This window comes from Marinobacter sp. L-46, assembly GCF_056859535.1.
Map to the genome: position 1 here is coordinate 1 of NZ_JBSXOP010000051.1, position 22,119 is coordinate 22,119.

Consider the following 22,119-nt stretch of genomic DNA (forward strand, 5'->3'; position numbering starts at 1 on the left):
TCCCGCTACCGCGTATCCTCCACCCCTGGCCCAGCGAGCGGTTTCGCCGTCGTCACCCGAGGCAGGAGCCGTATGCGGTAATACCGCACGTACGGATCTGTGCGGGGGGTGCCTCGTGAGAGGCATTCCTACCGCAACTAGCCTGGCTTCGCCCGAGCAACAGGTTCAACGCCCTTTGCTGTTGCTGCAGGGATTCCTGAACTGCAATCAATGTCGCCCTGGCACTGGCCGCAGAGCTTTGGGCGCTGTCCAGATCTTCAAGGTCACCCAGTCCCGAGCGGTAACGCTGAAGAATCCACTGTTCGTTTTTTTCCAATAGCTCCGCGCGTTGCTTTTCGATGGCAACGGAGCGATTCAGATTCACCAGTTTCAACCAGCCCTGCATGACCTCGGCTGCGAGCGTATCCCGCGCAGCTTGGTAGAGAGCCAGCTGTTCAGCAACGTCACTGGCGGCAGCCGACGCCTCATCAGAAATCTTCGACCACAAATCCAGCTCCCAGCTGATGCTGACGGTGCCGGTGTAGGCAGTATCTAGACCGTCAGTGTTATTCGCGACGAATCCAGCCTCGACGTCGGGGAGTTGATCCGCCTGAGTCGCTCGGTATTGAGCACGGAGAATTTGGAGTGAAAGCCGTGTTTGCTGGAAATCAGGATTGGCCGCGCGCGCTTCGACAATAAGCGCGTCCAGGTCATGGCTGTTGACCAGCTCATTCAGGTAGGCTGTTTCGAGACCAACCTCCATCTCAAACTTGGAGACGACGTTCTGACGCTCGGAATCGGCCTGAGCGAGATAGTCCGTTCTCGTGGACAACGAACTGCAGCCTGCAATAACCAGGCAGCATAAAGCAGTCAGCACTACTTTCGAGCAGGGCAAGCGATACATAGGTAAAGTCCATTCGGGCGCGGTCAAATCTGCGGTAAACGACGGGATACAGACTATCTAGGAGGTGGTTAATGGAGGGTTAAGACCTTCATGGACCTGCCTATTATCTACGGCGACGACCAATGGATGCTCCATGAAGAACAGGGCCATGCGCGTGTCACGAAGACCAAAGAAGCATTCGAAGCAGCCGCCGCCCCGACGTGGCGGAAGAGTACAAGAACTACTGCGGTGAAGGACGCATAAAATGGCTTAAAAACGGCGAACCTGTCACTCCGCATGTTGCTGAGCGCCGCGAACAGGTAGAACAGGTTGGTGTTCTTCGACAGGCTGCGATCGCGGACTTTGGCATAACTTAACTGCCGCTTGATGGTGCGAAAGGGATGCTCCGAGTTCAAAAAGTCCGTCAACTGGACCAGAGTGTTCCAGTGCAATTCCACGAATCGGCCCGTTAGGCTGGCGCTATCTTCCAAGCTGAATGTTCGCTTTGCGACCAATGTGGCCACCAGGGCAATACAATGGGCGCGGTCTGGAGTGGTGTCCCAGGTTCAGGATCATCAGTTCATCCGCCTCGGTGCGGCCCTGCCAGGCATCGTTATTCGAACTAATCTCAAACCTATATCACCTCTGTGAACCAAGGCACCAACGGTGCCTTCCCTCCCAATTCACAGAGGTAATTCCAATGTCCGAACAATGCCCCAGATGCCTGTCCACCCGGATTGGCAGGAACAACTACGGAAAAAAGGCGGCTGGCGTGGTCGGTGCTGCCGCTGGCGTGTATGGCGGCTACGCCTCCGCAATTGCAGGTGCTCGAACAGGTGCTGTCGTTGGAGCGATGGCTGGCCCGGTGAGTGGTATCGGTGGTGCGGTGATCGGCGGTTTGCTGGGCGGTGTCACCGGTGTCTCCGCTGGCATCATCCTGGGCGATGTGCTCGATGAAGTCGTGCTTGATAATTACCGCTGCCTGGAGTGTGGTCATTCGTTCAGCATCGAACCTGACCCGGAAGACGAGACCACCGATAACCCCACCTCAAAATTCCCTAAGGAGTAACCCCATGGCTCATCTGATCGAGCAAATGGCCTACGTTGGCCAAACCCCTTGGCATGGCCTGGGGAATGAACTCACCTCCAATCAACCACTCGAAGTCTGGGCCAGGCAGGCCGGCCTCGACTGGCAGATCCAGGAAAGCCCTGTTCGCTACGTGACTAATGCCGGAAGCCCGCTGGGCGAGATCTTGTCCTACCCGGATTCCAAGGTGCTGTATCGCTCGGATACCAAAGCGCCGCTGTCTGTCGTCGGTAACAGGTTCAAGGTGGTGCAGCCGGAAGAAATACTGGAGTTCTACCGGGATCTCACCGAGGTCTCCGGCTTTGAGCTGGAAACAGCAGGTGTCCTGAACGGTGGTCGAAAAATGTGGGCGCTGGCCCGCACCGGTCAATCGGGCGTGCTGAAAGGCAATGACCAAACCAACGCCTACGTCCTGTTGGCCACGGCCTGTGATGGCACCATGGCTACTACGGCTCAATTCACCAGTATTCGGGTGGTGTGTAACAACACCCTGGCTGTGGCCTTGAAGGATTCCACGGCCAATGCTGTGAAGGTGAAGCACAACACGGCGTTCGATGCGGACTTGGTGAAGAAGCAACTCGGCATTTCCGTCTCCGCGTGGGATGACTTCATGTACCGCCTGAAAACCCTGAGTGAGCGGAAGGTGAAAGCCACTGAGGCCAGGAGTTACTTCCTGAAGGTGTTCACGGACGATTCCGGTACCGGTGTTGGCAAAACCAACGAACGGTCCATGGCCAAGGCCCTGTCCTTGTATGAAGGGGAGGGCATGGGCGCCACACTGGCATCGTCGGATGGCACCGCCTATGGCTTGCTGAACGCGGTCACCGAGTTCATTGACCATCAACGCCGCGCCAAAACTGTTGACCACCGGCTTGATTCCGCCTGGTTTGGTAATGGTGCTTCCATCAAAAACCGCGCACTCGAGCAGGCCATGTCACTTGTGGCCTGACTTTTATCTCAAAACTCTAAAACCGCCATAAAGCCCACCGGAGCCTCGTGCTCTGGTGGGCTTTTTTATGTCTGGAGGAAAACACCATGGGCATGAGCGCAAACGTCATTCAGAAGCAACGGCCAGCACTGCGGCTGGTTTCAACCAAAGGCCTCAGCCGTGACGAATGGCTGAAGGTCCGTAAACAAGGCATTGGCAGCAGTGATGCTGCGGCAGCGGTGGGCATGAACCCATACCAGTCTCAACTGGAGCTATGGATGGTCAAAACCGGTCGAGATGCCGGTATGCCAAAGCCGGACTCGGATGATCCGGAATCACCGGTTTACTGGGGGCATATCCTGGAACCCATTGTGGCTGAGCAGTACAGCCGACAAACAGGCCGCAAGGTCCGGCGAGTGAATGCGGTACTGCAGCATCCTGATCCAGACAAGCACTGGATGTTGGCCAACCTGGATTATTCCGTGGTGGCTGATGACGAAGTGCAAGTTCTGGAATGCAAAACCGCTGGTGAGTTTGGGGCACGTCTCTGGAAAGGCGGTGTGCCCGACTACATCCAGTGCCAAGTTCAGCACCAGCTGGCAGTCACGGGCAAGCAGGCTGCGGATGTCTGTGTGTTGCTGTGTGGCCAGTCACTCAAGATCTTCCGAATCGAGCGAAACGAAGAGCTAATCGAAGCGTTGATCACACTGGAACGCCAGTTCTGGGATTACGTGGAAACGGATACGCCACCCCCGGTGGATGGCACGGCGTCGGCAGAACGTGCGCTGCGCCATCTCTATCCTGAAGACCAAGGCGAGACCCTGGACTTCAGTGAGAGCAAGGAGCTGTCCGATGCTTTCAGCGAACTGCTGGCGATTCGCTCAGAAATGGAAACCCTCAAGTCCACTGAATCCCATCTGAAGCAGCGCATTCAAAGCCACATGGGCGAGGCCTCCAAGGCCACGTTCCCGGGTGGCGGCGTGAGCTGGAAGCGGAGCAAGGATTCCGTGGGGCTCAATGTCAAACAGCTACTGAATGACCAGCCGGAATTGCTGGAGCAGTATCCCCTCACCAAGCCGGGCAGTCGCCGGTTTCTGATCCATGCCTAATGTCCCCTTGGCCACGCGGGTGTAACGAGTGCCCCCGTGGCCCTTTTTCAGGAGAAGCATCATGATTAAAGGGTTAGCCATCACGCCTCCGGTGTTGGGGCGTATCAGTATCGGTCGGGTTGTTGAGAAAAACGGCATCCGGCTGCCACAGAAAGACAATCAATTCACCATCACCTCCCAAATCCAGGAAAAGGATGGCTGGGTACTGCACCCCCTGGACGAAGAGCTGAGAAAAGACGCGCCCAACAACAAGCTGCGAACCATTCCGGTACGCATGCTCTTCAATGACGCGGATCTCAACCTGCGGGCTGAATACACCATGTTCGACCGCAAAAGCGGACGGCCTATGTGTGTGGGGAACGGCGATACCTGCAAGCGCCTGACGCAATCTGGCGTCCAGTCGTTGCCGTGCCCTGGGCCAACGTTGTGCGAGTTCGGCAAAGGTGGTCTGTGCAAGCCCTACGGGCGCCTGAACGTGAAGATCGGTGACGACGATGATCTCGGCACCTTCATCTTCCGCACAACCGGTTACAACAGCATCCGGACGCTTGCGGCACGGTTGAGCTATTACCAGGCCGTGTCCGGGGGCTTGCTGGCTTACATGCCGCTGGAACTGAAACTGGGGGGTAAAAGCACGACCCAGAGCCGGCGAACGCCCATTTTCTATGTGGATTTGGTGGTCAAGGAAGGGTTCTCATTGCAAGAAGCGGTGGCGGAGGCAAAAGAAACAGCCAACAAGGTGGCAGAGGAGGGTATTGACCAGGCCGCGCTGGATGCGGCGGCTGCCGAGGGGTTTGGGAATGCGTTGTTTGAATGGGATGAGGACGAGATGACTGAGGTTGTTGAGGAATTTTATCCCGCTAATAGCAAAGCGGTGAAAGCAGGTACACAAAATGTGGCGAGTATCGGCTTGTTATTCGACAAATCGAAGGAAATTGATGCTACAAGATCGTAGCTGGTTACTTCGACTTCACCATTGTTAACCAATGGCACGTCTTTCCCCCTCTGTTCTCAGAGGGGGAAAGACGTGAGTACTCTTTTTTTTGTGCTGTTAGAGAATATGAGGTAATTCTCAATTAATACTTGGTCTCGCGACACGTTATGTCGCCATAAACTGTCTCCTTACACCTGGTCGTGGTGGTCTCAGGTGCTTCGAAGCTTTCCTCTAGCGAGTCAAAGAAACGGTTGACTCTATCCGCGCTTCGGTCAGAACGGGCTCTTCGCTGTGCAAGCGTAACGGTGGTGTCGAAGATAACGTTGGTGATGCGTTAGTAAGTTCAAAGTTTCCACCGTGTTTTGCCAAACGGCCGGTAGCCCTATTAAAGGGAACTGCATAGCCGGCTGTTGATGTTGCAAGCCCTCCCACTGTGGATCATCTGACAGCTGGAACGAAGTCTGCGTAGTGAGGGGCTTGCTTGAGGGTGTTATCCGAGTGGAGCGGCTGTTATCCGGTCAAAGCTTCTTCTCTCTTGAGTATTTTTCCGAGATTGGGAATGTACTCTGAATGACCGCCGACGACATCGGTCACATCGACGTTCTCCACTTTGCCATGCTCGATTCTGTGCCTGCCTATCGGATAGCCCTGGAACTTGTCTCCTCTCGGATAGAGAAACTTCAAGACTCCATCATTGCTTGAATGGTAATTCCAGATCTTGTCGATCACAGCGCCTGTTGCATTGTCCCAATTGGTTTTGGTTGACTCGGTGGAGTTGCCGTCTTCGTCAAAGCGCTTGCCGCAGTCGATGGCGCCGCCTAAAAGATGGGCTTCCCTGATAAAAGATTCCGATTTGCTAGCCAGCGCTTCCATACAGAAGTACGCAACACGGGCACCGAGGGAATGACCAATCAAGATGTATTCACGGTCGGTTCGGGCAATCAAGTCCGCGAGTAGTGCTCCGGTCTCAGCGGCTTTAACGCAAGCGATGGACCAGGGATTAGACACCAGTCCGAGAGCAGTCATGCTCCAGCCGAGCGGTGCAGCTTTCTTGGCGGCGGTGCGTAGTCCGCGCTTTCCTGCGATTCTGGCCGAGTGCCAGGCGGTTTGCTTGGTTGCACCGAAAGAGCCAGCGAATTCCGCAATATCTTTGAGCCGTTTAGATTCCCAGGCGACGTGGACAATGGGGTTGTCACGATATTGCCGAATGACAGATTTCAGCCATTCGGCACTTGCGGCTTCGTTGCCCTCATTAAGAAAACCATTGATACAGACAACGGTGGGGCCTTCACCCTCGGTCAGTTGCTCAATCTCAAAACCATCAACATCTCCGAAATAGCCGTTGCTAATGATGCCGCCATCCCGTGCCCCTAGTGCAGCGCCAGTAGCAGTAACCACGCCAACGCCACCGGCCATGCCGAGTCCGCCACTGGCGATGGCGCCGCCGCCGAGTACTGCTAGACCTTTGCTGGTCGCAGCTGCTCCGCTCAGGCCATAAAAGCTGGAACCGATGGCCGCGCCCATTGCGGGAGCTGCCAGGAAGGCCATTGGACCGATGACTGCGGCAGTGCCAACCGAGCATGCGGTGGCTGTACCGATCCTCTTGAAATTTCGACCACTGCGTTCAAAGATTTTTTTGTAATCGCTAATCTCATCGAGTTGGTCATTCAGGTGCTCGAAGTTGGCAATGGTTCCAGAATGGACGGAACAAAACTGATTATCCCACCCCCAGGTTGAGCTGTTTTTATCGTCTTGCTCTTCCTCGGCCTCTTCTGTCTTGTTCTCGGCCTTGGCCATGAACTTTGCGTAATTGTCGCAAACCCGACATTTTACGATGCGGTTTCCGCAGCCATCGCAGCTGTAAACGTTCCTGGAAAAATTTGACGATTCGACGGGGGAGCAAGAATGAAGCTCGAAACACCAGGAACAGTAGTGCTCGCCACCTTCATGAAGCTTAGAGTCTGTGAGTTCACCGATGGTATCGGCTGCACGATCAGCCCATTCGCCTGCGTTTTTAGCCCAGCTTTGAGCTTGGGAAGAGATCTTGCTGCCAAAGGTCTTGAAATTTTTCATCAGGAAATCCCTTTCTGGAAGTAACTATGTGGGGTGTGTAGAGATACGCTGTTTCAGCTCCCACCAGCTCGGGAGGGTAGGTGAAGAGCTCAATGCCTTACGATTCGGTCCAGTTGTAATTACTCAGTCGCTTGTTAGTACACATCATTTTGTGATGATGCTTCAAGGGGGACAGACGGTATTCTGTTCGGTTAATCGTTCCGGAATGCCTATTGGTGTTTCAAACAGATGTAGAAGTCTGAGATTTAATCAATCCCTTCCACCCCAATCCCATTCTTAGCCAACCACCCCTTCCTCCGCTCATAATCCGGCAGAACCCGCTCCACTCGCTTCCAGAACTGCGGCGTATGGTGCGGTTCATGCAGGTGAGTTAGCTCATGCACTACCACATACTCCACAATCTCGCGCGGCAACAGTATGGTCTTCCAGTTGAAGTAGAGTCGGTTTCCCCGGCCGCAGGAGCCCCAGCGATAGCCCAAATCCTGAATTTTTACGCCAGCTGGCTCAACGCCCATGCGTGCGGCGAGTGTCTGGACTTTCTCGTTTAGGTAAATCTGCGCCTTGGTGCTGTACCAGTGAATGAAGTGCTGTTTCGCGTCAGGCTGCAGGTCTCTGCGTAGGCAGAATCGACCTGCTACCAACTTGAGGGGCGTTTGCTGGTCATCAACGAGCTTCAGCCGGTAGCTCCGGCCCAGGTAAAGGAAACCCTCGCCGTTCACATACTCCTTCCGAGGCTGAGGCTTTTGCAGCTCGGCTTTCTCTGCCAACTTCTGGTAGATCCAAAATTTTTTCTCTTGAACGAAGTCCTGGAGAAGTTGATCTTCGACACCTTTGGGAGCGGCAATTACCAGGTCGCCCTCGCGGTCCACGATGATTTCCAGGGTCTTTCGCCGTTTGCTATGGCGCACCTCGAAAGTCAGATCGTCTACCTGCAATTCCATCACGCGTTTACCAACTTGCTGTGATTGGCTTTGGCCAGGTCTATCAGTTTGTCCAGCAATCCATCCAGTTGATCCATGGGGAGTAGATCGAGTTCGAACAGTTCTTCGAACAGCCTGCCTCGCAAACGCTCCTGGTCTGGCAGATGGGCCGGTTTCCAGAAATCCGGGATGCGCAGTTCTTCCTGGATAATTTGAACCGTTGATGCAGTGGCTTGCTCCAGGCTCTCCTGCTCATCGGCTGCAGGGAGCGCATCGGTTCCGTATTTCACTTCGGTCATCAGCCTCAAAAAGGGTAGGTGATTGGAGGGAAGGGCAGACGTCGGTTCATCGTCCGTTGCTTCGTCGTCCTTCAATTTCTTGACCAGACTCGATAAAGCATCCACCTGCTCCTGCCAGAGCCCGTCCAGCTGGTCCAGAATCTCCTTCAGGCGTTCGCTTAACTTGGTGTATTTCACCGGGTCTTCGTCAAGATGCTTGCGCACGTGAGAGCGCACCGCATGCTCCATTTCGGATGCCTTGGCCCGATCACTGACTTGCCGGTTAATGTGCTGATCAAAATCGGTGTCGGTTAATTGCACCGGCGGAATCTTCGGGTTGATGCCCAGAGAGATCATGTAGTCGTCGATCAGCTTGCGGACTTTGTTGCCTACGTCCTTGCCGAGTTCCGGGCTATCTTTATAGCGATTTCGCGCCAGGGCGTGAATGTAGGCCAGTTGTTTTGCATCGTTTACAAATTCCAGCGCTTCCGGGCGGGGCAGCACGTCATCCAGCGTTCGGTTGAATTCCTTCAGCTTAACGATGAACTCGGCTCTCAATCTCTCATCACCCAGGGCGGTAACTGCCTCCTCTGCACCCTCCAGGCTATCAACGCCCTGTTTCCTCAGCACATCGACGACACGCAGGTGGCGGTCCCGTAGCATCGGAATTTCGTCTTTCAGGCTTTGCAGTGCGCCTTCGACATCCTCATCACTGTAGGCGGCAAGTGCCTCTTTCAGGTGATTGGCAACGCCATAGTAGTCCACCACAATCCCACAGCGTTTGCCGAAGCCGGTACGGTTCACCCGGGCAACTGCTTGCAGCAATTCGGCCTCACGGATAGGCCGGTCCAGATACATCACGCCCGCGATGGGGGCGTCAAAACCAGTTAGCAGCATGGATTTGACGATCAGGAAACTGAGCGGGTCCGCCTTTTCAGGATCTTTATGAAACAGCGGTTTCTTGAACCGGCTGATGTTGTGCTCGATTTCAGCCCTGTCACTCCATTGCGCCCAGCCGCTGTCATCGTTGTTGCTGCTACTGAATACCACGGCAAAATCCAGTTTCTGCAACAGGTCGCGGTATTGCCAGGCTTTAATAGCCGCTTGGACTCGCGGTGTTCGAGTAATTACGTCGGTCTCAGCGATGTTCTTGTCTTCAGCCGGCAGTGCCATGGCCTCTTCAAGTAGCTTCGACCGGGCTTGTTTGAGTGCTTCCAGGTATCGGATTGCGGCGCGACGACTGTAGGCGACCAGCTGAGCCTTGAATCCATTCGAAAGAATGTTGGTTACATAGTGGCGGAGAATGTCGGCGGCCTTCTCTTCAATGAGCAGAGGTGCTTCAAAAATCTGGCCCTTGGTCGCGTATTTCTTTTTGATCAGCTCCAGTTCATCTTTGGTTCGCTCCTTGAATAGATCCTCAAACAGATCGTCGAGATTGGCGCCTTCCTTGACGGCACCCTCTGCCGTTCGGCCTTCATAGAGGATGGGTACCGTGGCGCCATCTTCTTCCGCTTCCTTGATGGTGTAGCGGTCAATGTAATCCCCGAAGATATCGCTGGTCTGCTTCTTCTTGCCCATGATGATGGGCGTACCGGTAAACCCGATTCGGGCAGCATTGGGTACAGCCTGCAGGAGATTGGCATGCAGATCACCCGCCTGGGTCCGATGAGCCTCATCGATCATCACCAGAATGTCCGGGCTGTCGTTGATCAGCCCTAGTGGTTTTGCGGGAGTGGGTTTTACCGGTGTGCTGTCAGTTTCTTCTGCTGCATCTCGGCGGTTGAGCTCAAGCCCACGTTCCTCTTTGGGAGGTGGGTATGCGGCAGAAACGCTCTCATGCTCACGGTATTTCTGAATGGTTGCGAAAACGAGTCCCGGGCCGGGCTGCCCCAGAAGTGATTTCAGTTTGCCGGTGTTGTTGGCGATCTTGACGGTTTCACCGGTCAGAGTGGCAGTGGTAGACAACTGATCCTGGAGATCCTTTCGATCCGTGATCACGACGACTTTGAACCGACGAAGATCCGGGTCGGTTCTCATCTTGAGGACCAGAAATACCATCGTGAGGCTTTTGCCGCTGCCCTGGGTGTGCCAGATAATGCCGCCCCGGCGGTCATGCTCGCCATCCTCAATCCGGGTTTTTCCGGTTTTCAGGCGCTGGACGGCGAGTGTCACTGCTCGGTATTGCTGGTACCGGCATACGAGCTTGATGGTTTGGCCACCCGTGCTCATGAACAGCATAAAGTGGCGGACGATATCGAGCAGATTGGCCGGTGGCAGCATGCCAGCGATCAACCGTGGTTGAGAGGACAGTGAACTAACACCGAGCTTTTCTGCTACCTCGGCTTCTGACCGAGGCACCACAGTTTTCCAATTCAGGTAATGGCCGAATCCGGCACCGATCGTTCCCACTCGTGCATCGTCAAAATTCGAGGCCACCATAAACTGATTGGTAGAGAACAGGGCAGGGGCGCCCTCGTGTTCTTCCACTTCGAGATCGTGGTAGCGCTGATCATGATAACGGCGTAACTGGTCTACAGCGTCGGTAAGGCCCTCGGGTACCGTGCGGCCTTTGCATTCGATGACTACGAGGGGGATACCATTAACAAAAAGAACCAGGTCCGGGATCACGTGGCCCTTCCAGCCATCGTGCCCGGGTGGGCATTTGACCTTGAACTGATTCACTACAGTGAAGGTGTTGTTCTCAGGGTTTACCCAGTCAATGAACTGGATGGTTTGCCCCCTGCCGCCGTCCCAGTCTGGCAGGCCCTCTACGGTGATTCCGCCGTGAAGTAGCTCAGTGGCCAGTTGATTGGCTTCCATCACTTTATTGGCGGGAAGGCGGGTGATGGCTGAAACCGCCTGATCAACCCGCCGTTCATCCAGCCACGGCGAGCCGTTCCGGGTATTGATGGCTACAAGCCGTTCCCGAAGCAACGACTCCATGACGACCTGGGCAAAGGTTTCACGATGGGTAACAGCGGGCTCTTCCAGCGAGCCCTCAATGTAATCCCAGCCTTCCTGTTCCAATTGTCGAATGAAAGGGAGCTCGACTTCAGTAAATTCCGGGCCGGGCATTACAACTCCTTTTGTGTCGGTGTGCGGCGCTATGCATGATTGGAGTCTACCAAAAACGACGGAATACCATGAGTATAGAGGAACAGATTCTCGATTCGCCCACTACCAACTTGCTGTTGTCCTGCTATCATTCGCGCTATGGAAAAGATCAAGGGTGTAAACCCATCCCGAATTAACTGGTGCTGTGAAGACCTGGGCATTTCTATAGAAGAATTGGCCCACGAAACCGGCATTGCTCTGGCTACCCTTGAGAAAGCTCTTGAGGGTAAAGAGGCGTTGACTGTTAAACAGTTACAGAAGTTAGCCACGCACTTTAATCGGGGACTGTTGTTTTTCCTGGAAGAAGGGCCCGTCAGCGAGGGACGCGTTCACTCCGTTCAATTTCGAACACTCAACAATCAGAAGCCTCGATTGAGTGCGCGGTTTCGTGCGCTGGTCGAACGTACTGAGCGCCAGCGATTGACCTATCTGAGTCTCCGGGAAGATTTGGGCGAGCCAGTCGAGACAGAGTGGTTCCCGGAAAGTATGGCCGGGACAACACCTAAACCGATACAGGCAGCAAAGTTGGCCCGCGACTGGCTGGGGCTTCGGGAGGGGCAAACCTTTACCGAGATCCGGGCAGCCGTAGAGGCGAAAAACATTCTTGTATTTCTGAGCAACGGTTATGCGGGTAAATGGCAGATTCCGAAGGATAGCCCGATCCGTGGGTTCTCTCTGTATTTTGACCATTTCCCGGTTGTTTTTGTTAAGAAACAGCAGTCCGAGGGTGCCCAGGCGTTCACCATGATGCACGAGCTAGGGCATTTGTTGCTTCATCGAGAAAGCTTCGTTGATGATGAAGACGACTTCCATAGTCACAGCGCCAATGAAGTAGCTGCGAACCGGTTTGCTGGAAACGTCCTCGTGCCACAGGAGTTTCTCGAGACGGTAAGTCTTCAGGATTTCCCCTTAGAAGACGTTACGGCTTACGATCGATTTTTGGAAGATGACGCTCGTCGCTGGTGTGTTAGTCCCGAAGTGATCCTGCGGCGGATGTTGGATTCCAACCTCCTTGCACAGGAAAGCTACCAAGCTTATCGCCGTTGGAAACAATCCCTCCCCGCGCCGGTCCGTAGTAGTGGCGGTGGCTCCCGATACCGCTTCAAGGAGCCAGTGCGGGTATTCGGGAAAGGTTATGTGGGTACCGTTTTGGATGCCCTGCATGAACAGCGTATTACGTTGTCCCGCGCAAGCTCCTACCTGGACAACCTGAAAATAGCAGACCTGCGGCAACTGGAAGATAAGCATGTCTCTATTTGATGCTTCGTCGATTATTTACGCCTGGGATAATTACCCGCCGGAATTATTTCCGCCACTGTGGGATTGGCTGGAGGAGGAACTAGTGAATCAAAGCCTGGTTATTCCTGGCGTTGCGCTCGCAGAGGTTAGCAAGAAAACTCCGGAGTGCGCTGACTGGTTGAAGCGTAATGACATCACCGTGCTGCCTTTGACGTCCGACGTTCTGGCCGAATCGATACGGATAAAGCATCTACTTGGTATCGAGGAAGATCAGTATCACCCGAAGGGCGTCGGTGAGAACGACATCTTTATCATTGCGACTGCGAGTGTAAATGGCTTAACGCTGATTTCTGACGAAGGTCGTCAGTTTGGGAAGCCTGATATTCTTGCCAAGTACAAGATTCCGGCGGTCTGTGAGCTGCCGGAGGTAGGGGTAACTTGTATCAACTTCCTGCAGCTGATTCGCAATAGCGGGGCTGTCTTCAAAAGTTAACGGCAGTTGCCGGCCAATCAGCTGCCGGGCGGCTCGAAAACTAAAACCCGGACAGACGAGAGACTTGCGAGCGCATCTTCAATTTTAGGCTTGACCAGTTTCCAGTCCAGACCACCCAAGCCACAGCCGAGTGGCGGAACAGCAACCGATTGGATCTGTTGCTCAATCAGTATCTTCTTGAGATCTGCCAGCCCTTCCTCTATCCACTCCAACCTCGATGGATCGCGCCAATGTTGTTTGGTGGGAAAGTTAATGATCCAGCGGGGACCTATGAGTGCCTGTTGTTCAGTTATAAACATTTTGCCGGTTTTGACGTGGCCTGACTGGCAGGCTTCAGCGTAAGCCTCGAAATTTTCCGGGAACATCTTTTTGAATGCCAGCGCCAGGCCTTTGCCCATAGCGCCCTGAGTGTTGACGGGATTCACCAGGGCTTCGGCATCTGCTTCAAACAGATTCCCATGGCAATACTGGATCATCCGGCATCCTTGAGTAGTGGAGTGACTCGGACTTGGCCGGTGAGGAGGTCGTCCATCAAACCCACTTTTTTGATTTTCAGTTTCTCAACTAATTTCTTCTCCTCGGCCAAACGGTTTTCCAAGCTTCTGAACCTTTCCACTATTATCTCCTGTTCCTCTACTGGGGGAAGCGGAATTCGATAGGAAGAAAAGAATCGGAAGTCCAGACTCTCCACCGTTGTTCCGGCCTTGAGTGACGAGTTGAGAATACATTTAGCGTGGCCTTGCAAAAGGTAATGAACGAACTCCTTCGAGACGGCCTCTGCTGGCATCAGTGCTTTGATATCCTGATTGACGGTGAAGCATTTAACTACTTTACTAATGGGTTCGAAAGTAAGCGAACATCATTTATAATGTAGGCTCCGTTCACCAAGCTTATCGGATATTTACACACATGCGCCACGATGACGGTCGTAAACTTGATCACAAAACATTAGAAGCCATTCGCGTTCGCGCCGTTCAACGGGTCATGGATGGCGAGAGTCCAGAAGTCGTCATCAAAGCGCTGGGGATGAGCCGAGCACGAATCTATGAATGGCTGGCTGCCTACCGCGAGGGTGGCTTTGACGCGCTCAAGGCCAAGCAGATTTCCGGTCGCCCCAAGAAACTGAGCGGCGCTCAGATCCGGGAGCTGTATATCTGGATAACGACCTTTACGCCGGACCAGTTGAAGTTTGATTTTGCCCTGTGGACTCGGGGCCGAGTGCGTGAGCTCATCCGGCAAAAGTTCAACGTCCGGTTAAGCGATGTCTCGGTCGGTCGTCTGCTTCGAAACCTGGGGCTGACGCCTCAGAAACCCCTGCATCGGGCCTACCAGCAAAAGCCAGAGGCCGTGAAACAATGGAAAGAAGAGACCTACCCGGAAATTCGCAAGGAAGCAAAAAAAGTCGGCGCCACCATCTATTTCGGCGATGAAGCCAGCATTCGGTCTGATTATCACAGTGGCACCACCTGGGCACCCAGGGGTGAAACTCCGATCATCCGTAATACGGGCAGTCGCTTCAGCATCAATCTGATCTCGGCCATCTCGCCTCGCGGCGAGCTTCGCTTTAAGACCATTCAGGGCAACATGAACACCGATGCGTTTCTTGGTTTCCTCAAGGCTCTGGTGCAAGACGTTGACAAGCCGGTTTTCCTGATCCTCGATAACCACCCGGTTCATCATGCTCGTCGGGTTCGAGACTATGTTGAGAGTCTCGACGGCAAGCTCAGGTTGTTCTTCCTGCCGCCGTACTCGCCGGAGCTGAATCCTGACGAGTCTGTTTGGGGCTATATCAAATACCATCACGTCGGTAAAAAGATCATTAACAGCAAAGAACAACTTCGGAGCACTGTTTACCGGCAGCTTCGACGTTTGCAAAAATTGCCACGACTATTGAAATCGTTTTTTGGCCATCCGGATTTGGCTTATATCTTCGGGTAATGTTCGCTTACTTTATTTCGGATTAGTAACTTGGTGAGATAATCTGCCCATGCTTGCATCATCTGCGTCCGCTCTTTCAAGCGAGCAGAGCGGTTATATGCTGCAGCAACCTGGTTGCGCTGTTTGTGCGCAAGCTGTAGCTCAATGACTTCTGGCTGCCATCCTTGCTCATGTAGTAGTGTCGAAGCTGTTGCGCGAAAGCCGTGCCCGACCATCGTAGAGCCATCAAAGCCCATAGACCTCAGGGCAACGTTGATGGTGTTGTCTGAGAGCGGACGGCCCGATTTCACGGACTCGAAAACCAGGTGCTGGTGGCCGGTGATCGCCTGGAGCTCCTTCAGGACAGAAACCGCTTGTTTGGGCAGGGGGACAATGTGGTCCGGCACTAAGCCGGCCCGTTTTGCCTTCTGAGTGCCTTTCATGCGTTTACCTGGCACGACCCAAGTGCTCGACTCCAGGTCGATCTCTGCCCACTCAGCGTTCCTGAGTTCACCGGGTCTCAGAAACAGCATCGGAGCGAGCTTCAGTGCCGCTCTGGTCGATGCGTGGCCACTGTAGGCGTCGATGGCCCGTAATAGTGCCCCCAATTCTGCTTCGGAGGTTATAGCAGCTCTGTGCTGCGTAGGTGCCGTCTTCAATAGGCCTTTCAGTGTGGAAGTCGGATCTGTTTCAGCTCGCCCTTCTGCGACGGCGTACCTGTAGATCTCACCAATGCGCTGGCGTATGCGGTGCGCTGTTTCGTGTTTGCCCTGGTTCTCGATTTCGCGAAGCGTTTCCAGAATCTTGGCAGGCTTGATGTCTGCGATGGGCAGGTGACCTAGTTTTGGGTAGGCCCAGGTCTCCAGTCTTCTACGGGCTACTCTCAAGGTGCCTTCGGAGAGCTCTCCTTTTTTCAGCTTCAGCCATTCTTCCGCAACAACCTTGAAGGTGTCGCTTTTCTCCTGCTCAGTGGCTTTTTCCTGCTTTTTGATCTCATTGGGGTCTACGCCGTCAGCGATTAATGCTCGTGCCTCAGAGCGCCTCTGCCGGGCGAGCTTTAGTGGAACGTCCGGGTATACCCCCAGAGCCAACGTTTTTTCTTTGCCGCCGAACCGGTACTTCATGCGCCAATACTTGCCTGACGGCTGGATATCCAGGTACATGCCTGCACCGTCCGAGAGCTTGGTGCGCTTGCCATACTTTTCGAAGCTGGCAGATTTGATCTGTCTGTCGGTCAGCTTGTCCGTCGCCATTGGGGGTATCCTGCAGCGGTTGGGGGTATAAAACTTACTATAGCGGGGTGCATTTCAGTTTGCACCCCCAGATGTACCCCCAAAGGTTGTGGCTGAGCATGGATGTCAATGGATGTTCATGGACTAAGAATGAGGTAAAAAGTGTTTAAAAACGGTAGGTTGTGGAGGTTGGTGGATCTTGATGGAAGGGTAACTGGTGCCCCCGGCAGGACTCGAACCTGCTACCTTCCCCTTAGGAGGGGGACGCTCTATCCAGATGAGCTACGGGGGCATTTCAGAAGAGGCGGTATGATAGCGGGCAAGGGCTTGTGGCTCAAGGGGCCACAGGCCCCCGCTTACGCAGTTGTTCCAGGATCTGCTTCTGGTTCTCGCCGTCTTTGCCGGTAACAACCATCAGCGCGCGCTCCCGATTAAGCAGGGTCTTGCGGTAGGTTTTCTGCAGGTCTTCCAGTGATACCTTCCTGATGGCGTCTGCCAGTTGCTCCCGGCTGTCGAAGCCTTCGTTATTACGGTCGATTTCGCGCCAGTAGCGGCCAGAGACTTCAGCCAGCTGGCGATCCTGCTGCAGCAACTGGCTGATTACCGCCTGCTTTTCCCGGTTCAGGCGGTTGTCGTCCAGTTCAGCCAACTGGCCTTCAAAGTCTGCTGAAAACGCCTGTACCGCCTGGTCAATGGCTTGTGCATCCGCTTCCGGTGATTGCACCACCAGGCCAAGGGCCGGTGTTTCCAGCATCTCAAAGGCGGTGGCGTACACGATGTAGCCGAGCTGGCGGGTGGTGCGGATCTCTTCATAGAAGGGGCTGCTGACAATCTGTGCCAGCAGGCGGAAGCGGGCCCGCTCTTCATAAGAGGTATCGTTGCCCTGCAGGTACAGGGTGTAGCCGGTGTCCTGGTGGGCAACATCCAGCACGGCCCGGGTCTGGCCTTCCGGTAGCTGGCGGATGTTGGAGCGCTCCACCGTTGTGCGTTCCCGGCCGTCCAGCACCATGGCTTTTACCTGCCGTGCCAGGTTCAGGGCCGAGGCTTCGGTCAGATTGCCGTGGGCCAGCATAACCGGGTCCGTCTGGCGCACCAGTTCCCGGCCGAAGGCTTTGAGTTCATCCAGCGTGACTTCCCTGGCAGCTGCCAGTTTGTCTGCCACCGGATAGGTACCATCAATCAGTGCGGTCTGGATGAATTCAGAGGTTTGCTGCACAGGGCGGTCCTTGGCCTTGTTTTCGAGGCCATCCATCAGGCGCTGGCGAGCGATGTTGAATCGCTGGGTGGTGAACTGCGGGTCGGAAAACTCCAGCAGGATCCGGTTCACCAGCTTGTGCAGTTTGTCGTTATAACCGCCCACGCGGATGGTGATGCCCCGCAGGTGCGGGTACACGCTGTAATCCAGCCCCGCCAGGCTGGCGGAGTAGGCCCAGGCGTTGAGGTTGGTGTTGATGGCATCCACCAGAAGCTGGCTTAGCACCTCACTGCGGGCGGAGGCCCGGGCAGCGGGTGTGCGCAGGCTGATAAATACGTTGGCTTTCGGGGTATTGAACCGGGTGTCCCGGGCGTACCAGATATCCAGCCCGTCCAGCTCGCCCAGTTTTACCGGATGTTCCATGGTGTTGCCGGCTACCAGGTCGAGGTTCTCCGGTACAAAGGGATTGGCGGCGGGCAAGGCCAGCTGTGCAGCCAGTTGGTTATCGGTGGTTTCGGGCACGGTGAGCGGCTCGCGCTGCCACGGGGTTTCGTACCAGTTGGTGAACAGGGGCGTGCCTTCCGGCTGGGCCGGGGCAGATACCCAGACCATCAGGTTGTCCGGCGTCAGGCGATCCAGGATGGCCTGGTACTGTTCAGGCGCGTAGCGCTCCATCAGCCAGGGCGCGCTCAGAATATCCCGGGGCGGGTAATCCCGCAGCAGGCTGGACAGGCGCATGGCTTCCCTCATGGGTTCACTGCGTTCCCGGAAACGGAAGTCGATCACTGCCAGCTGTTTCATTTCATCAAAGCGGTTTTCACTGACACCCTTGTTGCGAACCTTGTCGATATAGCGAAAGCTCAGGGCCAGGATGTCATCCTGCCGGGCCAGGCCTTCCCGGGTCAGAGACATGCTGAGGTCCAGGGTGGCGTGTTCGCCGGTGTCCATGCCTAATCCGGCAGACAGGCTTTCCACCAGCCCGGCTCGCTTGAGCACATCAAACAGGCTGCCGTGGCCTTCATGGCCGAGCAGGTTGGCCACGTAGGAAGCGGGCTTGGTCTGGTAGTTATCCCGTTGCGACGGAATCGGGAAAGACAGGGTCATGTTGCGGCTGTCTTTGAGGGTCTGGGCGGTGACTTTTTCCGGCAGCTGCTCCAGGTCATAAAGCGGTTCCGGGTGGGTCCTGGCTGTCAGATTGCGATTGGCGATGGCGGAAAAACGCTCGCGAACCATGGTTTCCAGCTCATCCAGCGGCTGGGGGCCATACACCGCCAGGGTCATGATGTTGGCCGAGTAGTTTTGCTCCCAGAACTCGATCAGGTCTGGCCGCAGGGGGTTGTCGTCGGTGTTTTTCAGGGTGCTCAGGTTGCCTACGGCGAACTGGCTGAAGGCATGGTCCGGGTTGCCGGCGGCCTTGCGTACCGATAGCAGGCGCCGGCCGTCTTCTTTCAGCTTGGCGCTGTATTCGGAGTGCACTGCGTTACGTTCCCGGTCCACCAGCTCCGCGGTAAACAGCGGGTGGGAGAACTGCTGGGCAAAGCGGTCCAGTGCCGGTTCCAGGAATTCTCCTTCCACGTCGAAGAAGTAGTTGGTGTCTGCGAAGGCGGTGAAGGCGTTGTGACTGCCGCCGTGGCTGCGGATGAACTGCTGGTATTCGCCCGGGTCCGGATATTTTTCGGTACCCAGAAACAGCATGTGCTCCAGAAAATGCGCGAGACCCTCACGGTCTTTCGGATCGTTGCCGCTGCCCACTGCTACATTCATGGAGGCGGCCGCTTTATCAGCGGCCGGGTCTGAGGCCAGCACCACTCTCAGGCCGTTGTCCAGTTCCAGGTAGCGGTATTCGTTCGGATCGTTGGGGCTTTTAACGGGCGATACGCTGGCCAGCGCCAGGGGGCTGAGCAGCAGGTAACCCAGAACAAGCAGGGCCAGGATCTGGAAACGGAACAGTCTATGGAACAGAGAACGTTCGGCAGTCATGGGGCCTCTTTACTGTGCTATGGACGAAAGTGCAGTGGGAAATCCGGGGTCAGTGCATCTGACCGGTTTTGGTGTTCGCCGGCTGCTGGGCCAGGGTTTTCCGGGCCAGGCTGGCAGCTTTTTCCGCATCCAGGTCACCGGTGGCAATCCGTTCGAGTACGGTGGCCATAATCGCGGTGGCTTGGCGGTACTCTGCAAACTCGGCCTGGAACGCCTTGTCGATGGCCTGGTATACGGCATCGATTTTCTCTTCCCGGCTGCCACTGTTGGCGGCGGTATCGTTGATGGCCTTGAGGCAGGCACGGGCAATGGCGATGTAGCGTTCGGTGTTGGGGCTGTCGTTCTGCATGCTGTTTGGCTAAACCTTGGTAAATTGATGTGATTGGATGCGCCGATGCGCTGGAAGTTCCTGATTATCGCATTGCTGCCGGCCGCTTGCATTGCCCGTTGGTAACCCGGCTGTTACGACGCCAGTGACCGAATACTGTGCTAATCTGAAAAGCTGGTGTGTCGGTATTCCGGACATTCCCTGAGCGGGATTTATCCGGTTTTTAGAGTAATGGCTCTATTAAAAACAAAGGGTTACAGAGTAAAAGCTCTAAAAAAGTTCGATACATGAAGATTGCAAATAAGTAGAATGCCCGCGAATGGAGCAAGGCTAAGACTTTAGTCTTATGGTTCGTTGGTGAACAGACAATAACAGAGCAACAGGCAGGATGGAGTATTTATGAATTATTTCCTGACAGGCGGCACCGGTTTTATCGGTCGTTTTCTGGTAGAAAAACTGCTGGCCCGGGGCGGTACCGTACACGTTCTGGTACGCGAGCAGTCGCAGGACAAGCTGGCAGAGCTGCGCGAGCGCTGGGGTGTGGATGACAGCCGGGTAAAGGCGGTTATCGGCGACCTCACCAGCAAGAATCTCGGCATTGATGCCAAGGCCATGAAAGCCCTGAAGGGGAATGTTGATCACTTCTTCCACCTGGCCGCTGTGTACGACATGAGCGCCGATGAAGAGGCCCAGGCAGCAACCAATATTGAAGGCACCCGGGCTGCTGTTCAGGCTGCCGAAGCCATGGGCGCAAAGCATTTCCACCACGTTTCGTCGATTGCCGCTGCCGGCCTGTTCAAGGGTATTTTCCGCGAAGATATGTTTGAAGAAGCGGAAAAGCTGGATCATCCGTACCTGCGCACCAAGCACGAATCCGAAAAAGTAGTGCGGGAAGAGTGCAAGGTGCCGTTCCGTATCTACCGCCCCGGCATGGTGGTCGGCCATTCCAAAACCGGCGAAATGGACAAGATCGACGGGCCATACTACTTCTTCAAAATGATTCAGAAGATCCGCCACGCGCTGCCGCAATGGGTGCCGACGGTCGGCATCGAGGGCGGCCGCCTGAATATTGTTCCGGTGGACTTTGTGGCGAATGCCCTCGATCACATTGCCCACCTGGACGGTGAAGACGGCAATTGTTTCCACCTGGTGGATTCTGATCCGTACAAAGTGGGCGAGATTCTCAATATCTTCTGCGAAGCCGGCCATGCTCCGCGCATGGGCATGCGCATCGACTCCCGGATGTTCGGCTTTATTCCGCCGTTTATCCGCCAGAGCATCAAGAACCTGCCTCCGGTGAAGCGTATTACCGGTGCGGTGTTGGAGGATCTTGGCATCCCGGCATCGGTGATGTCGTTCATCAACTACCCGACCCGTTTTGATACCCGGGAACTGGAGCGCGTGCTGAAGGGCTCCGGTATTGAAGTGCCGCGCCTGCCGGACTACGCCCCGGTTATCTGGGACTACTGGGAGCGCCACCTGGACCCGGACTTGTTCAAGGATCGCACCCTGAAAGGTACGGTGGAAGGCAAGGTGTGCGTGGTGACAGGCGCAACCTCCGGTATTGGCCTGGCGACCGCAGAGAAGCTGGCCGAGGCCGGCGCAATTCTGGTGATTGGTGCCCGCACCAAGGAAACCCTGGATGAAGTGGCCGGCCAGCTGGAGGCCAAGGGCGGAAACGTGCACGCCTACCAGTGCGACTTCTCCGACATGGAAGACTGCGACCGCTTTGTGAAAACCGTGCTGGATAACCACGGCCAGGTGGACGTGCTGGTGAACAACGCCGGCCGTTCTATCCGTCGCTCACTGGCGTTGTCGTTTGACCGCTTCCACGATTTCGAGCGTACCATGCAGCTGAACTATTTCGGCTCTGTACGCCTGATCATGGGCTTTGCACCGGGCATGCTGGAGCGCCGTCGCGGGCACGTGGTGAATATCTCTTCTATCGGTGTGCTGACCAACGCGCCCCGCTTCTCCGCCTACGTGGCGTCGAAGTCTGCTCTGGATGCCTTCAGCCGCTGTGCCGCGGCCGAGTGGTCAGACCGCAACGTCACTTTCACCACCATCAATATGCCACTGGTGAAAACGCCGATGATTGCGCCGACCAAGATCTACGATTCGGTCCCCACGCTGACGCCGGACGAAGCCGCGCAGATGGTGGCAGATGCCATCGTTTACCGGCCCAAGCGCATTGCTACTCGCCTGGGTGTGTTTGCTTCGGTGCTGCATTCCCTGACGCCGAAAATGGGCGAGATCATCATGAACACCGGTTACCGGATGTTCCCGGATTCGCCCGTAGCAGCAGGCAGCAATTCCGGAGAGAAGCCGAAGGTGTCCACCGAGCAGGTGGCCTTTGCCGCCATCATGCGGGGCGTGCACTGGTAACAGTATGCCCGCCATGAAAAAACCCGCCTCGGCGGGTTTTTTCGT

17 protein-coding genes, 1 tRNA gene and 1 pseudogene are annotated in these 22,119 nt (G+C 55.3%); 8 read left to right on the forward strand and 11 right to left on the reverse strand.

The window, feature by feature from the left end; translation table 11 throughout:
* Positions 1–52 precede the first annotated feature (52 nt).
* Entirely contained in the window at positions 53–883 is an 831-nt protein-coding gene (locus tag AC13DJ_RS07165) for a TolC family protein (protein WP_482932897.1), read from the reverse strand.
* 275 nt (positions 884–1,158) lie between these two features.
* Positions 1,159–1,269, reverse strand: a pseudogene (locus AC13DJ_RS07170) (IS5/IS1182 family transposase); the annotation flags it as partial.
* A 293-nt stretch (positions 1,270–1,562) separates the two neighbouring features.
* Here AC13DJ_RS07170 and AC13DJ_RS07175 point away from each other — a divergent pair.
* The 4 genes from AC13DJ_RS07175 to AC13DJ_RS07190 all read left to right on the forward strand — a co-directional run bounded on the left by AC13DJ_RS07175 (position 1,563) and on the right by AC13DJ_RS07190 (position 4,941).
* Complete coding sequence (locus AC13DJ_RS07175; RefSeq protein ID WP_094625228.1) at positions 1,563–1,931, forward strand: hypothetical protein; 369 nt, start codon at positions 1,563–1,565, stop codon at positions 1,929–1,931.
* Between the two features lie 4 nt (positions 1,932–1,935).
* Positions 1,936–2,898, forward strand: a complete 963-nt coding sequence (locus AC13DJ_RS07180) for a DUF932 domain-containing protein (RefSeq protein ID WP_474540908.1) — start codon at positions 1,936–1,938, stop codon at positions 2,896–2,898.
* Positions 2,899–2,984: 86 nt separating this feature from the next.
* Entirely contained in the window at positions 2,985–3,986 is a 1,002-nt protein-coding gene (locus AC13DJ_RS07185) for a YqaJ viral recombinase family nuclease (RefSeq protein ID WP_474540907.1), read from the forward strand.
* Positions 3,987–4,047: 61 nt separating this feature from the next.
* On the forward strand, positions 4,048–4,941 hold the full coding sequence (locus AC13DJ_RS07190) for a recombination directionality factor (RefSeq protein ID WP_482932913.1): 894 nt from the start codon (positions 4,048–4,050) through the stop codon (positions 4,939–4,941).
* A gap of 489 nt (positions 4,942–5,430) precedes the next feature.
* Here AC13DJ_RS07190 and AC13DJ_RS07195 read toward each other — a convergent pair whose 3' ends face one another.
* The 3 genes from AC13DJ_RS07195 to AC13DJ_RS07205 all read right to left on the reverse strand — a co-directional run bounded on the left by AC13DJ_RS07195 (position 5,431) and on the right by AC13DJ_RS07205 (position 11,266).
* The gene (locus tag AC13DJ_RS07195; protein ID WP_474540906.1) at positions 5,431–6,993 is read right to left on the reverse strand and encodes a DUF726 domain-containing protein; all 1,563 of its coding nucleotides are present in this window, start codon (positions 6,991–6,993) and stop codon (positions 5,431–5,433) included.
* Between the two features lie 245 nt (positions 6,994–7,238).
* A complete protein-coding gene (locus AC13DJ_RS07200) occupies positions 7,239–7,934 on the reverse strand; it encodes a M48 family metallopeptidase (RefSeq protein WP_474540905.1) in 696 nt (231 codons plus the stop codon).
* Complete coding sequence (locus AC13DJ_RS07205; RefSeq protein WP_474540904.1) at positions 7,934–11,266, reverse strand: type I restriction endonuclease subunit R; 3,333 nt, start codon at positions 11,264–11,266, stop codon at positions 7,934–7,936. The genes AC13DJ_RS07200 and AC13DJ_RS07205 overlap by 1 nt, the downstream gene beginning before the upstream one ends.
* A 138-nt stretch (positions 11,267–11,404) precedes the next feature.
* Here AC13DJ_RS07205 and AC13DJ_RS07210 point away from each other — a divergent pair, with 138 nt between their 5' ends.
* Both AC13DJ_RS07210 and AC13DJ_RS07215 read left to right on the forward strand, forming a co-directional pair.
* The gene (locus tag AC13DJ_RS07210) at positions 11,405–12,565 is read left to right on the forward strand and encodes an ImmA/IrrE family metallo-endopeptidase (protein ID WP_474540903.1); all 1,161 of its coding nucleotides are present in this window, start codon (positions 11,405–11,407) and stop codon (positions 12,563–12,565) included.
* Positions 12,552–13,037 carry a DUF4411 family protein gene (locus tag AC13DJ_RS07215; RefSeq protein WP_474540902.1) on the forward strand — a complete coding sequence of 162 codons (486 nt, stop codon included), beginning with the start codon at positions 12,552–12,554 and terminating at the stop codon, positions 13,035–13,037. Before AC13DJ_RS07210 ends, AC13DJ_RS07215 begins: the two co-directional genes overlap by 14 nt.
* A 17-nt stretch (positions 13,038–13,054) precedes the next feature.
* On the opposite strand, the gene darG is transcribed toward AC13DJ_RS07215, so the two are convergent.
* Positions 13,055–13,513: a type II toxin-antitoxin system antitoxin DNA ADP-ribosyl glycohydrolase DarG gene (gene darG / locus AC13DJ_RS07220; RefSeq protein WP_474540901.1), complete on the reverse strand. Its 459-nt coding sequence runs from the start codon at positions 13,511–13,513 to the stop codon at positions 13,055–13,057.
* Positions 13,510–13,875, reverse strand: a complete 366-nt coding sequence (locus tag AC13DJ_RS07225) for a restriction endonuclease subunit S (protein ID WP_482932914.1) — start codon at positions 13,873–13,875, stop codon at positions 13,510–13,512. The genes darG and AC13DJ_RS07225 overlap by 4 nt, the downstream gene beginning before the upstream one ends.
* 71 nt (positions 13,876–13,946) lie before the next feature.
* On the opposite strand from AC13DJ_RS07225, the gene AC13DJ_RS07230 reads away from it, so the two are divergent.
* Complete coding sequence (locus AC13DJ_RS07230; RefSeq protein WP_482932898.1) at positions 13,947–14,975, forward strand: IS630 family transposase; 1,029 nt, start codon at positions 13,947–13,949, stop codon at positions 14,973–14,975.
* On the opposite strand, the gene AC13DJ_RS07235 is transcribed toward AC13DJ_RS07230, so the two are convergent.
* The 4 genes from AC13DJ_RS07235 to AC13DJ_RS07250 all read right to left on the reverse strand — a co-directional run bounded on the left by AC13DJ_RS07235 (position 14,960) and on the right by AC13DJ_RS07250 (position 19,710).
* Positions 14,960–16,207: a tyrosine-type recombinase/integrase gene (locus AC13DJ_RS07235; protein WP_482932899.1), complete on the reverse strand. Its 1,248-nt coding sequence runs from the start codon at positions 16,205–16,207 to the stop codon at positions 14,960–14,962. The two genes, AC13DJ_RS07230 and AC13DJ_RS07235, sit on opposite strands and share 16 nt — an antisense overlap.
* A 194-nt stretch (positions 16,208–16,401) precedes the next feature.
* Positions 16,402–16,478 (reverse strand) — tRNA-Arg (locus AC13DJ_RS07240).
* Positions 16,479–16,520: 42 nt separating this feature from the next.
* Positions 16,521–19,361 carry an insulinase family protein gene (locus tag AC13DJ_RS07245; RefSeq protein WP_482932900.1) on the reverse strand — a complete coding sequence of 947 codons (2,841 nt, stop codon included), beginning with the start codon at positions 19,359–19,361 and terminating at the stop codon, positions 16,521–16,523.
* A gap of 49 nt (positions 19,362–19,410) precedes the next feature.
* Complete coding sequence (locus AC13DJ_RS07250; RefSeq protein ID WP_058340674.1) at positions 19,411–19,710, reverse strand: hypothetical protein; 300 nt, start codon at positions 19,708–19,710, stop codon at positions 19,411–19,413.
* A gap of 378 nt (positions 19,711–20,088) precedes the next feature.
* Between AC13DJ_RS07250 and AC13DJ_RS07255 the strand changes: the two genes are divergently transcribed.
* The gene (locus tag AC13DJ_RS07255) at positions 20,089–22,074 is read left to right on the forward strand and encodes an SDR family oxidoreductase (RefSeq protein ID WP_199457619.1); all 1,986 of its coding nucleotides are present in this window, start codon (positions 20,089–20,091) and stop codon (positions 22,072–22,074) included.
* The last annotated feature ends 45 nt before the right edge of the window (positions 22,075–22,119 follow it).

Excerpts from the sequence above, each read along its gene's own strand:
- AC13DJ_RS07165 (WP_482932897.1), bottom strand. The coding sequence starts at position 883 with ATGTATCGCTTGCCCTGCTCGAAAGTAGTGCTGACTGCTTTATGCTGC.
- AC13DJ_RS07175 (WP_094625228.1), top strand. The coding sequence starts at position 1,563 with ATGTCCGAACAATGCCCCAGATGCCTGTCCACCCGGATTGGCAGGAAC.
- AC13DJ_RS07180 (WP_474540908.1), top strand. The coding sequence starts at position 1,936 with ATGGCTCATCTGATCGAGCAAATGGCCTACGTTGGCCAAACCCCTTGG.
- AC13DJ_RS07185 (WP_474540907.1), top strand. The coding sequence starts at position 2,985 with ATGGGCATGAGCGCAAACGTCATTCAGAAGCAACGGCCAGCACTGCGG.
- AC13DJ_RS07190 (WP_482932913.1), top strand. The coding sequence starts at position 4,048 with ATGATTAAAGGGTTAGCCATCACGCCTCCGGTGTTGGGGCGTATCAGT.
- AC13DJ_RS07195 (WP_474540906.1), bottom strand. The coding sequence starts at position 6,993 with ATGAAAAATTTCAAGACCTTTGGCAGCAAGATCTCTTCCCAAGCTCAA.
- AC13DJ_RS07200 (WP_474540905.1), bottom strand. The coding sequence starts at position 7,934 with ATGGAATTGCAGGTAGACGATCTGACTTTCGAGGTGCGCCATAGCAAA.
- AC13DJ_RS07205 (WP_474540904.1), bottom strand. The coding sequence starts at position 11,266 with ATGCCCGGCCCGGAATTTACTGAAGTCGAGCTCCCTTTCATTCGACAA.
- AC13DJ_RS07210 (WP_474540903.1), top strand. The coding sequence starts at position 11,405 with ATGGAAAAGATCAAGGGTGTAAACCCATCCCGAATTAACTGGTGCTGT.
- AC13DJ_RS07215 (WP_474540902.1), top strand. The coding sequence starts at position 12,552 with ATGTCTCTATTTGATGCTTCGTCGATTATTTACGCCTGGGATAATTAC.
- darG (WP_474540901.1), bottom strand. The coding sequence starts at position 13,513 with ATGATCCAGTATTGCCATGGGAATCTGTTTGAAGCAGATGCCGAAGCC.
- AC13DJ_RS07230 (WP_482932898.1), top strand. The coding sequence starts at position 13,947 with ATGCGCCACGATGACGGTCGTAAACTTGATCACAAAACATTAGAAGCC.
- AC13DJ_RS07235 (WP_482932899.1), bottom strand. The coding sequence starts at position 16,207 with ATGGCGACGGACAAGCTGACCGACAGACAGATCAAATCTGCCAGCTTC.
- AC13DJ_RS07245 (WP_482932900.1), bottom strand. The coding sequence starts at position 19,361 with ATGACTGCCGAACGTTCTCTGTTCCATAGACTGTTCCGTTTCCAGATC.
- AC13DJ_RS07250 (WP_058340674.1), bottom strand. The coding sequence starts at position 19,710 with ATGCAGAACGACAGCCCCAACACCGAACGCTACATCGCCATTGCCCGT.
- AC13DJ_RS07255 (WP_199457619.1), top strand. The coding sequence starts at position 20,089 with ATGAATTATTTCCTGACAGGCGGCACCGGTTTTATCGGTCGTTTTCTG.